Origin of the sequence: Gemmobacter serpentinus, assembly GCF_008973825.1 — a bacterium.
GTDB classification, from domain to species: domain Bacteria; phylum Pseudomonadota; class Alphaproteobacteria; order Rhodobacterales; family Rhodobacteraceae; genus Gemmobacter; species Gemmobacter serpentinus.
In genome coordinates this window covers 280,907-295,712 of sequence record NZ_WCHR01000005.1, presented here as the reverse complement: position 1 = coordinate 295,712, position 14,806 = coordinate 280,907, and the positions used below count along the sequence as shown (strand labels likewise).

Sequence of the window (14,806 nt, the reverse complement as noted above, 5' to 3'; positions counted from 1 at the left end):
CCCTGCCTCCTTGGCTGGAGGCAGGGCGTCTCCCTTTCCCCTTCATCTGTTCCCAAATATCCTCGGGGGTCCGGGGGCAGACAGCCCCCGGCGTATGCGGCCCGCGCGGTGGCCGGCCCAGCCGAGAGCTTTCCCGATGACCGAACCCCGCCGCCCCGCGATCACCTTCACCTATTGCACGCAATGCAACTGGATGCTGCGCACGACCTGGATGGCGCAGGAGCTGCTCTCGACCTTCGGGCAGGATCTCGTCTCGGTGACGCTGATCCCGGGCACGGGCGGGATTTTCCAGATCACGCTGGACGGCGCGCTGATCTGGGATCGCAAGGCGCAGGGCGGCTTTCCCGATGTGAAACAACTGAAACAACTGGTGCGCGATCACGTCTGGCCCGAGCGGGATCTGGGCCATGTCGACCGCGCGGGCACCACCAAGGAGGCATGATGCCTGATCTGAGCCGCGTCTTGCGGCCCCGCACCATCGCCGTTCTTGGCGCGGTCTGGGCCGAGAATGTCATCGCGCAATGCCGCAAGATGGGCTTTGCCGGCGAGATCTGGCCGGTGCATCCCAAACGCGAGACGGTGGGCGGCCTGCCGGCCTATGCCACACTGGCCGATTTGCCAGGCGCTCCGGATGCCACCTTCATCGGCGTCAATCGGCACGCCACGGTTGAGGTGGTGCGCGAGCTGGCGGCGATGGGGGCGGGGGGCGCGATCTGTTTCGCAAGTGGCTGGCGCGAGGCGGGCGCGGCGGATCTTCAGGACGATCTGGTGGCGGCGGCCGGTGACATGCCGATCCTTGGCCCGAACTGCTACGGTGTCATCAACTATCTGGACGGGGCGCTGCTCTGGCCCGACCAGCATGGTGGCAGAAGGGTGGCGCGCGGCGTGGCGCTTTTGTCGCAAAGCTCCAACATCATCCTGAACCTGACCATGCAGGCGCGCGGTCTGCCGGTGGCCTATGTTGCCTGTCTTGGCAATGCGGCGCAGGTTGGGCTGGCCGAACTGGCAGGCGCGCTGCTGGCGGATGATCGGGTGACGGCCCTTGGGCTTTATATCGAGGGGATCGACGACGCCCCGGCCTTTGCAGCACTGGCCGAGGCGGCACGGGCCGCGGGCAAGGGCATTGTTGCGGTAAAATCCGGCAAGACCGAGGCGAGCCGGGCGGCGGCGGCCTCGCATACCGCATCTTTGGCCGGTGGCGGCGCGGCCTCCTCCGCCTTTCTGCGGCAAGCGGGTGTGGCCGAGGTTCGCACGCTCTCCGCGCTGGTGGAGGCCTTGAAGATCTTCCACATCCATGGGCCGGGGATCGGCCCCCGGCTGTGTTCGCTGTCCTGCTCGGGCGGCGAGGCCGGGTTGGTGGCGGATCTGGCAGCACCCGCCGGGATCGATTTCCCGCCCGTTCCACAGGCAGCAGCCGACCGGCTGGGCGAGATTCTGGGGCCGATCGTCCATATCTCCAACCCATTGGATTACCACACGTTCATCTGGGGGGACGGGCCGCGCACCACCGATGTCTTCACCACCATGCTCGGCGGTTATGATGCGGGGATCTTCATCATCGACCCGCCGCGCCCGGATCGATGCGACCCGTCCAGTTTCCAGCCCGCGCTGGATGCGATTGCGGCGGCACAGACGGCCACCGGCAAGCCCGCCTTTCCGGTGGCCTCGCTGCCCGAGAACTTTGATGAGGTGCGGGCGGAAGGCTTGATGGCACAGGACATCGTGCCGCTGATGGGGCTGGAGACCGCGCTGGAGGCACTGAAATCCGCGCAGGTGGCGCCGCCCGCACCGGGCTGGCGACCGCTGCCGGGCTTGCCACCGCGCGAGACGGTTCTGCTGGATGAGGCGGAGGGCAAGGCCCTGCTGGCCAAGGCCGGGATATGTGTGCCGCGCGGCGTCACCGCGCCCGATCTTGCGGGGCTTGACGTCTCAAACCTATGCGCGCCCTTCGCACTGAAGGGGCTTGGCTTTGCCCATAAGACCGAGGCCGGGGCGGTGCGGCTGGGGGTGACGCGCCTTGACGATCAGCCCGAGATGCCGGGTGCCACCGGCTATCTATTGGAGGAGATGGTGACGGGGGCGGTGGCCGAAATGCTGCTCGGCCTGCGGCGCGATCCGGTTTACGGGCTAACGTTGACCCTGGGCATGGGCGGCGTCACGGCGGAACTGCTGGCCGATACGGTGACGCTGGTCTGGCCTGCCTCGGAAGATGAGATCGCGACCGCCTTGTGCGGCCTTCGGCTTTGGCCGTTGCTCGATGGCTATCGCGGCAAGCCGCGCGCCGATGTGGCGGCGCTGGTGACGATGGCCCGGCAGTTGGGCGCGCTGATGGAACGGGAGGCCGGGCTTGAGGAGATCGAGATCAACCCGGTCCTGCTGCGCGCCGCAGGTGCCGTGGCGGTAGATGCATTGATCAGGAGGGCGCAGGAATGATGAAGATGCTGACCGAGGGGCCAATTCGCACGCGGCGCGAAGGTGCGGTGCTGGAAGTGACGCTGGACCGGCCCAAGGCCAATGCGATTGATCTGGCGACCAGCCGCATCATGGGTCTGACCTTCCGCGCCTTCCGCGATGATGACAGCCTGCGCGTGGCCATATTGCGCGCCGAGGGCGAGAAGTTCTTCTGCCCTGGCTGGGATCTGAAGGCCGCCGCCGATGGCGATGCAGTGGATGGCGATTATGGGGTGGGCGGCTTTGGCGGTTTGCAGGAATTGCCAAATCTCAACAAACCCGTCATCGCCGCGGTCAATGGAATCTGCTGTGGCGGGGGCTTGGAACTTGCCCTTTCCTGCGATTTGATCCTTGCATCGAGCAATGCGACCTTTGCCTTGCCAGAGATCCGCTCTGGCACGGTGGCCGATGCGGCCTCGATCAAATTGCCCAAGCGCATTCCCTATCATGTCGCGATGGATCTGCTGCTGACGGGGCGGTGGTTCGACGCCGAAGAGGCGCTGCGTTGGGGCATCCTGAAGGAAATCACCACGACCGAGGATCTGCTGCCCAAGGCCTGGGATCTGGCGCGGCTGTTGGAAAGCGGGCCGCCGCTCGTCTATGCCGCGATCAAGGAAGTTGTGCGCGAGGCTGAGGCGCTGCGCTTTCAGGATGCGTTGAACCGCATCACCAAGCGACAGATGGCGACGGTGGACCGGCTCTATTCCTCCGAGGATCAGCTGGAAGGCGCGCGCGCCTTTGCTGAAAAGCGCGATCCGGTCTGGAAGGGGCGCTGAAGCCGCCTCGTCGCGCGGCGGGCAATGCGCTATGTCCGGCCTATTCTGCAAGGAGGGCTGCACATGGCGCATGACTATACGACCCGCGTGATCTGGACCGGCAACCGGGGTGAGGGCACCGCGAACTACCGCGCCTATGACCGCACATGGGATATCGCGGTGCCGGGCAAGCCGGTGGTGCATTGTTCCAACGATCCGCTGCTGGGCGGCGATCCGGCCAGGATGAACCCGGAAGACCTGCTGCTTTCCGCCCTCTCGGCCTGTCACATGCTGTGGTATCTGCATTACGCGAGCGATGCGAAGATTGCGGTGCAGGGCTATGAGGATGCGCCTGTGGGGCGGGGTGAGGTGGGCCCCGGCGGGGCGGGGCGCTTTGTCAGCGCCACGCTGCGCCCGAAGATCACCCTGCCGCAAGGCAGCGACCTGGCGCTGGCCGAGGAAATCCACCACCGTATCCACAAGGTCTGTTTCATTGCGCGATCGGTGAACTTCCCGGTCGATTACGCGCCGGAATTCGTGCTGGCCTGAGCGGCGCTTACTCGGTCCATTTCGGGCGATGCATCTCGAATGTGTCGCCCGTGCGGATATAGCTTGTGGCAAAGCCCCGGCCCAACATGCCAAGCGCGGGGGTGTCGATATGGGCGCGGCCCGCATCCAGCACGAAACGGTCGGCGACATGGATTGCAAGCACCCGCCCCACCACCAGCAATTGCTTGGGGCCGGTCAGCAGGGAGGCATGGGTGACGCATTCGAGGCTGACCGGGCTTTCTGCGACCAACGGTGCCGCGACATGGCGCGCGGGTGCCTCTGTCAAACCGGCCAATGCAAATTCCGACACACCCGGCGGCGCATCGATGGAACTTTGATTCATCGCCTGCGCCAAGCCCTCGGGCACGAGGTTCACCACAAATTCGCCGCTGTCGACGATATTGCGGGCGCTGTCCTTCATCCGCCCCTTGGGGCCCTGATTGATACCTATGGCCACAATCGGGGGCTGGTCGCCCATGACGTTGAAAAAGCTGAAGGGGGCAAGATTGGCCACACCTTCGCCATTGCGGGTGGAGACCCAGGCGATCGGGCGCGGTGTCACGGTCGCCGTCAGCAGCTTATAGACATTGGCGGCGGGCAGATCGGCTACATCAAACAGCATTCTTCACGCTCCTGCGGTCTCGGCGACATCCTTGTGGATGATGACATCGGCCTGCGGATAGGCCAGCAAAATGGTGCGGCGCAGCCCGGCACCGATATCATGCGCCTCGCGCAGCGTCAGGGCACCATCCAGTTCGATATGCAGGTGGACAAAGATGCGGCTGCCAGCGGTGCGGGTTTTCAGGTCATGAAAGCCCAAGACGCCCGGCCAGTTGCGTGCCAGCGTGGCGATGCCCTCGATCACCTCGGGCGGGGCCTGTCGGTCCATCAGCGCGTCCCATGCCCCCTTGAAGATGCGGATGGCACCGACGGCCAGCACCCCGGCGGCGACCAGCGCCACGATACTGTCAACCTGCACAATGCCGAACTGGCGCGAGGCGATCAGCGACAGGATCGCACCGGCCGCAGGGATCAGGTCCCCCAGATAATGCAGCCGGTCGGCGGCGATTACCCGGCTGCCGGTCTTGCGCGCGATCCGTCCCTGCCACCAGACCAGTGCCACGGTCAGCGCCATGGAGATGACCATGACGAAGATCCCGGTGCCCTCATCGCGCAGGGTTTCCGGCGAGGGCGCGATCAGTCGCGCAATCGCGGCCCAACCGATCAGCACGCCCGAGGCCCCGACCAGCAGCGCCTGCGCCAGCGCGGTCAGATCCTCGACCGAGCTATGGCCGAAATTGTGATCCTCATCCGCGGGCTTTGCCGCATAGATCAGCGCGGCCATGGCACCAAGGCTCATCAAGAGATCCATCGCGCTATCGGCCAAGGAGGCGGCGATGGTCAGTGCCCCGGTCGCGCCAAGGGCCCATAGTTTCAAGATCACAAGGGTTGTGGCCACCGTCACCGACGCAATGGCGGCGGAGAGTTTCGCGCGGGTCTGGCTGTCCATGACTGGGCCTGTTCTTATTCGATGATTTCGCCGGGCTCCACGCCCCAAAGCGCCGCCTTGGAGACCCAGCCGCGTTCGCCCTCCACCGTCAGGCGGCACCAATCCTCATTGCATTGCAGCACGCGGGCGATCACGCCCCGCTCGGCGCGCAACACGACCTCGGCATCGGTGTCTGCGCTGGCGCGAAAATCCGCAAGCTCGGCCGAGATGATGACCGAGCGCACCCCCGACAGCAGCGAGTAATGCACCCAGCCGCCCAGGCCCTCCTGATCCTCGACGCGGCGCCAGTTCTCGTATTCCGCCGTCACACGCAGCGGCATCCCGGCGCGGGTAAAGACCCAGTCGATGCGATGCGACAGACCCGGACCGCGCCGGGCATTGCCCTCATCGGTTTTCAACGTGACGAATCGGGGCAGCGGCAGGTTGGTGACCTGCCCGCGTGAAGGGTCGCGCTGCGCGGCCTCTGCCGCTGCATCAGCCGGTGCCGCTTGTGCGGATGTTGCATCCGCCGCCGGCACTGCGTCGCTTGCCGCAGCGGCCTGATCGCGGGTTGCGGCCTCGATCGCTGCGACGACATCTTCCGCATCGACGCGGCCTTCCGGTTCGGTCTGCGCCACGGCGCTGCCTGCGATGGCGGTGGCGATCAGAAAGTTCCGCAGCGTCCGCCCGATATCAATGCCCATTTTCCAGTCCTCGGTCACGCTGGATGGATGCCTTCCGTCCAAAATGCATCTTTGCGCGCAACATTGTTGCGCGGGGTCTTGTGTCTCGCCCCGCCAAGCGGCACTTTGCCGGAAACCGGGGTGATTTGGAAGAGACCGGATCAGCCGAACCAGGGAGGAAGGCATGGCAATACCGCGCCTGAACGTGATCGTGACACGGCGGCTGCCCGATGTTGTCGAAGCGCGCATGAAAGAGCTGTTCAATGTCGAACTGCGCGACCCGGATGTGAAGATGAGCCGCGACGAATTGGTCCAGGCGGTGAAGCGGTGTGATGTGCTGGTGCCCTGTGTCACCGATCAGATCGACGCGGGCGTGATCGGGCAGGCGGGCGACCGGCTGAAGCTGATCGCGAATTATGGCGCGGGGGTCGATCATATCGATGTGGCCACCGCCCGTTCGCGCGGGATCCTGGTGTCCAACACCCCCGGTGTGGGGGCCGAAGATACCGCCGATATGGTGATGGCGCTGATCCTGGGTGTGGTGCGCCGCGTGCCCGAAGGCATGGCCGAGATGCAGGCGGGCCGCTGGAGCGGCTGGGCCCCGATGGATCACCTGGGCGGGCGCATCGGGGGCCGCAGGCTCGGCATCCTTGGCATGGGACGGATCGGACAGGCGGTGGCGCGGCGCGCACGCGCCTTCGGGATGCAGATCCATTACCACAACCGCCGCCGTGTCCATGAGGATATCGAACAGGAGCTGGAGGCGACCTATTGGGACAGCCTCGACCAGATGATCGCGCGGATGGATATCGTCTCGATCAACTGTCCGCATACGCCCTCGACCTTCCATCTGCTGAACGCGCGGCGTCTCAAGCTGATGAAGGCCTCGGCTGTGGTCATCAACACCTCGCGCGGCGAGGTGATCGACGAGAACGCGCTGACGCGCGGCCTGCGTGCGGGGGAACTGGCCGGGGCGGGCCTCGATGTCTACGAAAACGGGCATGAGATCAACCCGCGCCTGCGCGAGTTGTCCAATGTGGTGCTATTGCCGCATATGGGATCGGCCACGCATGAGGGCCGGATCGAGATGGGCGAGAAGGTCCTGATCAATATCAAGACCTTCGCAGATGGCCATCGCCCGCCGGATCAGGTTGTGCCCGGGAATCTGTGAAGGCCGGCAATCTGTGAAACGCGCAACCTGTCAGCAGGGACGCCCAGGCACCCCTGCTCACACCGCGTAATAGTCGCGATACCATTCGACAAAGCGGCGCATCCCCTCGCGGATATCGGTGCGCGGCAGGGTGCCGATCAGCGCGTCGATCAGCCTTGCATCGGCCCATGTCGCGGGCACATCGCCGGGCTGCATCGGCAGCATGACCTTTTCAGCCTGGCGCCCGGTGGCCTCTTCGATGGCCGCGACGAAATCCATCAAGGGCACCGGCGCGCCATTGCCGATATTCACCACGCGCCACGGTGCAACAGGGGACAGGCTGTCAAAATCGCCGACAGGTTCGGTGCCGGGCACGGCGTCGATCAGCCTTGCAATGCCCACCACCAGATCATCGATGAAGGTAAAGTCACGCTGCATGTCGCCGTGATTGTAGATATCGATGGGCTCACCATTCAGGATCGCCCGGGTGAATTTATAGGGGGCCATATCGGGGCGGCCCCATGGACCATAGACGGTAAAAAACCGGAACATCGTCACCGGCAGATCATAGAGATGGGCATAGCTATGCGCCATCGCCTCGGTCGCCTTCTTGGTGGCGGCATAGAAGCTCATCTGGTGATCGGCCTTATGCGTTTCCGCATAGGGCATCTCGGTATTCGCCCCGAAGACCGAACTGGTGGAGGCCAGAAGCATATGCTGGGGGGGAAAGGCGCGCGCAGCCTCCAGAACTTCGAATGTGCCGATCAGGTTGGACTCGACATAGGAACGCGGCGCATCGATGGAGTAACGCACCCCGGCCTGCGCGGCCAGATGCACCACCACATCGGGTCGAAACTCCTCCATCAAGCCGCGCAGCAGGCCGGGTGTCTCCAACAGCCCCTCCACCGCGCGAAAACCCGGCTTCTGGCTCAACATGGCGTGGCGGCGCTGTTTCAGGCGCACGTCATAGTAATCCGAAATTGCATCCAGCCCCAGCACCTCCCAGCCCTCTGCCAGAAGCCGCTGGCACAGGTGAAAGCCGATGAACCCGGCCGATCCGGTGACGAAGGCCTTGCGCGCCATGAAGAAATTCCTTTGCTGATTGTCCAAATACTCCGCGGGTCCGGGGCGCGCAGCCCCGGGGGCGGGGTCTAAAACCGCGTCACCCGGTAGGGGGATACGTCAAGTTCCGGCTGCCGTCCCGCAATCATATCCGCGACGATCCGTGCCGTGATCGGGGCCAAAGTCAAGCCGATATGGCCATGGCCATAGGCATGGATCACGTCGCGCCCTGCCCTGGAGGGGGAAATCACCGGCAGGCTGTCGGGCATGGAGGGGCGGAAGCCCATCCAGTCGCGGGTCGGTGGCCCAAGATCGGGGAAGATCGCCTGCGCGCCCTTGACCAGCCGGTTGATACGGTGGGGCGAGGGCGGGGCCGTCAGTCCGCCCAGCTCCACGGTGCCCGCAACCCGCAAGCGGCCCGTCATCGGGCAGAGATAGAACCCCCGGCTGGTCGGACAGGCCGGGCGGGTCAGGCGCGGGCGCTCCATCTCCCATTCGACGTGATAGCCGCGCTCGGTCTCCAGCGGCACCCGGTCACCCGCCTGCAGCGCCAGCGCCCGGCCATGCGCGCCGGTGGCCAGAACCACATGACGGGCGTGCAGATGCCATCCCGGTGCCTCCACGGTCACCCCCGCCGGGCCGCGTTTCAGGCTTTGCGCCGCGAAGGTCAGATGCGGCACGCCAAGGGCCGCCAGCCGGGCGGCCAGCAGGCCCATCACCGCGCCGGGATCGGACAGGAACACCGCCTGCGGAAAGAAGGCGGCACCGCCTTCCAGCGGTGGCAGGCCCGGCTCCATCGCGGCAATCTCATCCGGGCGCAGCAGCTCCGCCGTGATGCCAAGCGCCTTGCGCGCGGCCATATCCTTTCCGGCGGCGCGGAAGGCGCCCGCGGTTTCGTAAAGGTAAAGGCACCCCTCATGGCGCAAGAGCCGCTCCGCGCCGATCTCGGTCGCAAAACCTTTCCATGAGGCATTGGCGCTGGCCACAAGGGCGGCGATCGCCTGTGCATTGCGGGCGGCTGGTCCCGGCAGGCTTTGGCGGGCAAAGCGCAGCAGCCAGGGTGCCAGCGTCGGCAGCGCGGCATGGCGGATCGACAAAGGCGAGTTGCGGTCGAACAGCAGCGAGGGCAGGTTTTTCAGCACTTCGGGTGTGCCGACCGGCTGCACCGCATAATCGGCAATCGTGCCCGCATTGCCATATGAGGCCCCCATACCGGGCTGACCCGGGTCGACGATCACCACGCGCTTGCCATCCTGCGCCAATTGCAGGGCGCAGGCCATGCCAATAACGCCCGCGCCGATGACGGCGATCTCGCTGCTATGGTGTTCGGTCATCATGTCCCTCGGGCGGGGGCCGGGCGGATCCATTCCGCCCGGCCGCTGCCATGTCACATCCTGCCTTACATGCAGGCGGCAAACAGCGCACGGGTATTTTCGCGCGTCATTTCAATCGGGTTGCCACCGCAGGACGGATCTTCCAGCGCCATCTCGGTCAGCTCGTCCAGGCGTGCGGCCTCGACCCCCATCGCGGTTAGGTTGGCCGGGATGGCAAGTTTGCTGCGCAGATCCATGATCGCGGCGCGGAAACCGTCAAAGCCGCCCGCGATGCCGAGGTAAGCTGCGGCCTTTTCAATCCGCTCCTCGATGGCGCTACGGTTGAAATCCAGCACCATCGGCATGACCACGGCATTGGTGGTGCCGTGATGGGTGTTGTAGACCGCCCCAATCGGATGCGACAGCGAATGGATCGCACCCAGACCCTTCTGGAAGGCAACCGCGCCCATGGCGGCCGCGCTCATCATATGGGCGCGGGCATCAAGGTCGTTCGGGTTGTCATAGACCTTGGGCAGATTTTCAAACACGAGCCGCATCCCTTCCAGCGCGATGCCCTGCGACATCGGGTGGTAGAACGGGCTGCAATAGGCCTCAAGGCAATGGGCCAAGGCATCCATCCCGGTGCCTGCGGTGATGAATTTCGGCATCCCCACCGTCAGCGCCGGATCGCAGATCGTGACCACCGGCATCAGCTTGGGATGGAAGATGATCTTCTTCTTGTGGGTTGCACTGTTGGTCAGCACGCCCGCGCGGCCCACTTCAGACCCGGTTCCGGCGGTGGTTGGCACGGCGATCACCGGCGCAATCGCGTCAGCATCGGCGCGGGTGTACCAATCGTCGATATCCTCCAGGTCCCAGACCGACAGATCGGCGCGCTGATGCGCCATCAGCGCGATCATCTTGCCCAGATCCAGCGCCGAGCCGCCACCAAAAGCCACGACACCGTCATGACCCCCGGCGCGGTAGGCGGCGATGCCTTCGGCCATGTTGATCTCGTTGGGGTTCGGATCGACCTGGCTGAACAGCGCATCGCCCAGACCGGCCGCCTTCAGCACGGCCAAAGCCTCGGCGGTGATCGGCAGGCTGGCCAAGGCGCGGTCGGTCACCAAAAGCGGCTTGGTGATGCCATGGGCCATGCAGTGGCCCGCCAGTTCCGAGATACGGCCCACGCCGAACTTGATGGCGGTCGGATAGGACCAGTTCCGGTTCGGAACATTATGCGCGGTCATTTGGTCACCTTTTTCAGATGGTAGGATTTCGGCCGGGTGACCGAATAGAAGCCAAGAAAGGACAGCGATCCGCCGCGCCCGGTATCCTTGCAGCCGGTCCAGCACAGAGCCGGGTCCAGATAATCGCAGCGGTTCATGAAGATGGTGCCGGTCTCGATCTGCGCGCCGATCTCGGCGGCGGCATCGGCGTCCGCGGTCCAGATCGATGCGGTCAGACCATAGGGGCTGTCATTCATCAGCTTGATGGCCTCGTCATCGCCCGAGACCTTCATGATGCCGACGACCGGGCCAAAACTTTCCTCCATCATGACCCGCATGGAGTGATCGACATTCACCAGGATCTGCGGGGCCAGATAGGCGCCGCCATCATCGGCGGGGAAATTGGCGGGATCGATCAGGGCTTTCGCGCCTGCCGCCACCGCTTCGGCGATCTGGCTACGGACGGTCGCGGCAAAACGCTTGTTCGCCATCGGGCCAAGGGTCGAACCCTGATCGAAAGGATTGCCAAGTTTGAGGGCGTTCACCCAGGCCACGGCCTTTTCCACAAAGGCATCATAAAGCGAGGCGTGGACATAGACGCGCTCGATGCCGCAGCAGCATTGCCCGGCATTATACATCGCGCCATCCATCAGGCTGTCCACCGCCGCATCCAGATCGGCGTCATGGCGAACATAGCCCGGATCCTTGCCGCCCAGTTCCAGCCCGGTGCCGGTGAAGGTGCCGGCCGCTGCCTTTTCAATCGCGGCACCGCCACCGACAGATCCGGTGAAGTTGATGAAATTGAAGGCGCGGGCCCCGATCAGCGCCTCGGTCGTTGCGTGATCCAGCACGACATTCTGGAACACATCCTCTGGCACACCCGCGGCATGGAAGGCCTCGGCCAGACGCTCGCCGACCTTCAGGGTCTGGCTGGCATGTTTCAGCACCACCGTGTTGCCCGCGATCAGGGCAGGGGCCAGCGTGTTGATCGTGGTCAGATAGGGGTAGTTCCAGGGCGCGATGATGAAGACCACACCCACCGCCTCGCGCGCGAGGTAACGGGTGAAGCGGTCGCTATCTTCGACCATCTTCGGGGCCAGCGTTTCGGCCGCAATGTCGGACATGTAATTGGTGCGGTCATTCACGCCGCCCCATTCGCCGCCAAAGCGGGTGGGGCGCCCCATCTGCCAGGCCAGTTCTTCGACCAGCGTGTCCTTGATGTCCATGAGCTTCGCGACACCGGCCTTCACCAGCGCGATACGCTCCTCCAGCGGTCGGGCAGCCCAGGCCTTTTGCGCGGCTTTCGCGCGGGCAGCGGCGGCAAAGGCATCCTCGCGCGACAGCGGCTGACGCTCCAGCCAGACCGAGCCGTCGACCGGCGAGATCAGTTGAATGGGTTTCATGGTCTTCGTCCTTGCATGGCGCGTGTGCCGCGCCGGTTCAATCGTTTGGGGGCAGCCCGGTGGCTGCTTTCCCTGAAGCTCTGTGTCTCAGGCGCGATCAAAGCCGCGCTGGCGTTCCCAATCGGTCACGACGCGGTTCTGTTCAGACAATTCCCACTCCGCCGCGCGGGCATAATGGTCAACCACAGCGTCGCCAAAGGCCGCGCGCAGCATGGCCGAACCTTTCAGCGCCGCCGCCGCCGCCCCCAAAGTATTCGGGATCTCGCGCACGCCTTCGGCCCCATACATGTCGCCCGTCATTTCGGGCTCCAGCTCCATCTTCTTGTCGATACCGTCAAGCCCTGCCGCCAGCAGCGCGGCACAGGCAAGATAGGGGTTCAGATCAGCCCCGCCAATGCGGCATTCCACCCGGACGGCCTTGCTGCCCATACCGCAGACGCGGAAGCCGGCGGTGCGGTTGTCACAGGACCAGACCGCCTTGGTCGGGGCAAACATGCCGACCACGAACCGCTTGTAGCTGTTGACATAGGGCGCGAGGAAATAGGTGATTTCCGCCGCATGGGCCAGTTGCCCCGCCATATACTGCTTCATCAGCGCGCTCATGCCATGGCTGTCCGCCTTGTCCATGAAGGCAGGCTTGCCATCCTGCCAGAGCGATTGGTGGATATGGCTGGAAGACCCGGCCTTGCGATGGTCATACTTGGCCATGAAGGTGACCGAGGCGCCGTGCTTCTGCGCGATCTGCTTGCAGGCCAGTTTGATGATGGCGTGCATGTCCGACGTGTCCATCGCGTCGGAATATTTCGCGTTCACCTCTTCCTGACCGGCATCGGCCTCACCCTTGGAGCATTCGATCGGGATGCCCGCCGCCCAAAGGCTGTTGCGGATCTCGCGCATGATCGGCTCATCGGCAGAGGTGCCCCAGATCGAATAATCGACATTGTGGCGCGCCTTGGGCGTGGGCAGCGGAAAGCCCCGGTCGAACAGATCCGAGAACGTCTCGTCGAACAGGAAGAACTCCAGCTCGGTCGCCATCATGGCGTCAAAGCCCATGGCCTTGGCGCGTTCGACCTGACGTTTCAGCACCGAGCGCGGCGCGTGCGGCACGGGTTCATGGGTGTGGTGGTCCAGCACGTCACACATCACCATCGCGGTGCCCGGGGCCCAGGGCAGGCGGCGCAGCGTCGAAAGGTCGGGCTTCATGACGTAATCGCCATAGCCTGCGGCCCAGGACGTGCTTTCATAGTCCGGCACCGTATACATCTCCATATCGGTGGCGAGCAGGTAATTGCAGCAATGCGTCTCGTCATAGGCATCAAGGAAGTGATGCGCGACGAAGCGTTTGCCCATCAGGCGGCCCTGCATATCCACAAGGCAGACGGCAACGGTATCGATGTCACCGGCGGTGACGGCGGCTTTCAGGGTGTCGAGGGTCAGATTGGCGGGCATAGCGGCCTCTTGATGTCAGAGAAGGGGAAAGCGGTTCAGGCGGGCGCGGATCGATCCGCCGCCGAACTCGGGCTTTCGGGGCCAGCAGCAGGGGCGCGTGACCTTTTCCATCTCTTGTTCCTCCCCCCGGCCCTCAGATGTGGCCAGAATTTGATCATATATTCTGGCGCGGGGGCGCGCAATGCCCGCCCCCGGCCTGTGACGATGGTGTCAGTAGCGGTAGGGCGGGCCCGCCTTGCGCATGACATCGTTATACTGCTTGATGATGGCCACGACCTTGGCCTTGACCTCGGACTCGGCCGCGATCTCGTCCCAGAACACCGATGCGGCATCCTCGACCGTCTTCCATTCCTCGGCGGGGATGGTGGTCAGTTGCAGCTTGCCGCCATTGATCCGCAGATCGGCCTCGCCCGCCCAATACCAGTGCTGGCGATAGTAATGCGACTGCTCGAAACACACTTCCAGCAGCTTTTGCAGATGCGAGGGCAGGGCGTTCCAGCGATCCATATTGGCGAAGAAATGCCCGATCCAGGCGCCGGAAATGTTGTTGGTCAGGAAGTAGTTGGTCACGTTCGACCAGCCCACGGTGTAAACTTCGGTGATGCCCGACCATGCGATGCCGTCCAACTCGCCGGTCTGCATCGCGACTTCGATATCCTCCCAGGGCAGGGTGACCGGCACCACGCCGAACTGGCTGAGGAAGCGCCCGGCGGTGGGGAAGGTGAAGACCCGCTTGCCCTGCAAATCGGCCAGGCTGTTGATCGGATCCTTGGTCGAGAAGTGGCAGGGATCCCACGAGCCCGCCGAGATATGCTTGACGCCGACAGCGGCGTATTCCTCTTCCCAGATCTGCTTCAGGCCGTATTTGTTGAATAGCGCGGGCACATCCAGCGAATAGCGCAGGCCCAGCGGGAAGTAGCCGCCGAACACCGTTACTTCGGTGGGGGACGCCATGCTGTCATCATCGGATTGCACGCAGTCGATGGTGCCGGCCTGCATGGCCTGGAACAGCTCGGCCGTAGGGACCAGCTGGTCGGCATAATACAGCTCGATCTCCATCTGGCCTTGCGCGATCTGGTTGAAGGCCTCGATGGCGGGCTTTACCACCTCTGCCCCAAGGGCGGCCCCCGCATAGGTCTGCATCCGCCATTTGATCGGCGCCTGGGCGCGGACCACGGCAGGGGCGGCAAGGGATGCGGCACCGGCCAGCGCGCCAGTTGTCAGGAACTTCCGTCTTGTCGTCATGATGGGCCTCCGTTGGTGAAAGGGAATG

14 protein-coding genes are annotated in these 14,806 nt (G+C 64.4%); 5 read left to right on the top strand and 9 right to left on the bottom strand.

Annotated features, from left to right (window positions below; genetic code table 11):
* Positions 1-136: 136 nt before the first annotated feature.
* The 4 genes from GBJ34_RS03735 to GBJ34_RS03720 all read left to right on the top strand — a co-directional run bounded on the left by GBJ34_RS03735 (position 137) and on the right by GBJ34_RS03720 (position 3,755).
* Positions 137-442 carry a SelT/SelW/SelH family protein gene (locus tag GBJ34_RS03735; protein ID WP_151717906.1) on the top strand — a complete coding sequence of 102 codons (306 nt, stop codon included), beginning with the start codon at positions 137-139 and terminating at the stop codon, positions 440-442.
* Entirely contained in the window at positions 442-2,433 is a 1,992-nt protein-coding gene (locus GBJ34_RS03730; RefSeq protein ID WP_151717905.1) for an acetate--CoA ligase family protein, read from the top strand. Before GBJ34_RS03735 ends, GBJ34_RS03730 begins: the two co-directional genes overlap by 1 nt.
* A complete protein-coding gene (locus GBJ34_RS03725) occupies positions 2,430-3,227 on the top strand; it encodes a carnitinyl-CoA dehydratase (protein WP_151717904.1) in 798 nt (265 codons plus the stop codon). Before GBJ34_RS03730 ends, GBJ34_RS03725 begins: the two co-directional genes overlap by 4 nt.
* Before the next feature lie 63 nt (positions 3,228-3,290).
* A complete protein-coding gene (locus GBJ34_RS03720) occupies positions 3,291-3,755 on the top strand; it encodes an OsmC family protein (protein WP_151717903.1) in 465 nt (154 codons plus the stop codon).
* Between the two features lie 7 nt (positions 3,756-3,762).
* Here GBJ34_RS03720 and GBJ34_RS03715 read toward each other — a convergent pair whose 3' ends face one another.
* Genes GBJ34_RS03715 through GBJ34_RS03705 form a run of 3 tightly spaced genes read right to left on the bottom strand, consistent with a single transcriptional unit; the run spans position 3,763 to position 5,948 of the window.
* Positions 3,763-4,377 carry a flavin reductase family protein gene (locus tag GBJ34_RS03715; RefSeq protein WP_151717902.1) on the bottom strand — a complete coding sequence of 205 codons (615 nt, stop codon included), beginning with the start codon at positions 4,375-4,377 and terminating at the stop codon, positions 3,763-3,765.
* 3 nt (positions 4,378-4,380) lie between these two features.
* Positions 4,381-5,265: a cation diffusion facilitator family transporter gene (locus GBJ34_RS03710; RefSeq protein ID WP_151717901.1), complete on the bottom strand. Its 885-nt coding sequence runs from the start codon at positions 5,263-5,265 to the stop codon at positions 4,381-4,383.
* 14 nt (positions 5,266-5,279) lie between these two features.
* Complete coding sequence (locus tag GBJ34_RS03705) at positions 5,280-5,948, bottom strand: SH3 domain-containing protein (RefSeq protein ID WP_151717900.1); 669 nt, start codon at positions 5,946-5,948, stop codon at positions 5,280-5,282.
* Positions 5,949-6,111: 163 nt separating this feature from the next.
* Here GBJ34_RS03705 and GBJ34_RS03700 point away from each other — a divergent pair, with 163 nt between their 5' ends.
* Entirely contained in the window at positions 6,112-7,098 is a 987-nt protein-coding gene (locus GBJ34_RS03700; RefSeq protein WP_151717899.1) for a 2-hydroxyacid dehydrogenase, read from the top strand.
* 57 nt (positions 7,099-7,155) lie between these two features.
* Here GBJ34_RS03700 and GBJ34_RS03695 read toward each other — a convergent pair whose 3' ends face one another.
* The 6 genes from GBJ34_RS03695 to GBJ34_RS03670 all read right to left on the bottom strand — a co-directional run bounded on the left by GBJ34_RS03695 (position 7,156) and on the right by GBJ34_RS03670 (position 14,778).
* The gene (locus GBJ34_RS03695) at positions 7,156-8,160 is read right to left on the bottom strand and encodes an NAD-dependent epimerase/dehydratase family protein (protein WP_151717898.1); all 1,005 of its coding nucleotides are present in this window, start codon (positions 8,158-8,160) and stop codon (positions 7,156-7,158) included.
* Between the two features lie 68 nt (positions 8,161-8,228).
* The gene (locus GBJ34_RS03690) at positions 8,229-9,473 is read right to left on the bottom strand and encodes an NAD(P)/FAD-dependent oxidoreductase (RefSeq protein ID WP_151717897.1); all 1,245 of its coding nucleotides are present in this window, start codon (positions 9,471-9,473) and stop codon (positions 8,229-8,231) included.
* A 65-nt stretch (positions 9,474-9,538) separates the two neighbouring features.
* The gene (locus tag GBJ34_RS03685) at positions 9,539-10,702 is read right to left on the bottom strand and encodes an iron-containing alcohol dehydrogenase (protein ID WP_151717896.1); all 1,164 of its coding nucleotides are present in this window, start codon (positions 10,700-10,702) and stop codon (positions 9,539-9,541) included.
* Positions 10,699-12,084, bottom strand: a complete 1,386-nt coding sequence (locus tag GBJ34_RS03680) for an aldehyde dehydrogenase family protein (RefSeq protein WP_151717895.1) — start codon at positions 12,082-12,084, stop codon at positions 10,699-10,701. The genes GBJ34_RS03685 and GBJ34_RS03680 overlap by 4 nt, the downstream gene beginning before the upstream one ends.
* 87 nt (positions 12,085-12,171) lie before the next feature.
* Complete coding sequence (locus tag GBJ34_RS03675; RefSeq protein ID WP_151717894.1) at positions 12,172-13,533, bottom strand: glutamine synthetase family protein; 1,362 nt, start codon at positions 13,531-13,533, stop codon at positions 12,172-12,174.
* 210 nt (positions 13,534-13,743) lie between these two features.
* On the bottom strand, positions 13,744-14,778 hold the full coding sequence (locus GBJ34_RS03670) for a TRAP transporter substrate-binding protein (protein ID WP_151717893.1): 1,035 nt from the start codon (positions 14,776-14,778) through the stop codon (positions 13,744-13,746).
* Positions 14,779-14,806 lie beyond the last annotated feature (28 nt).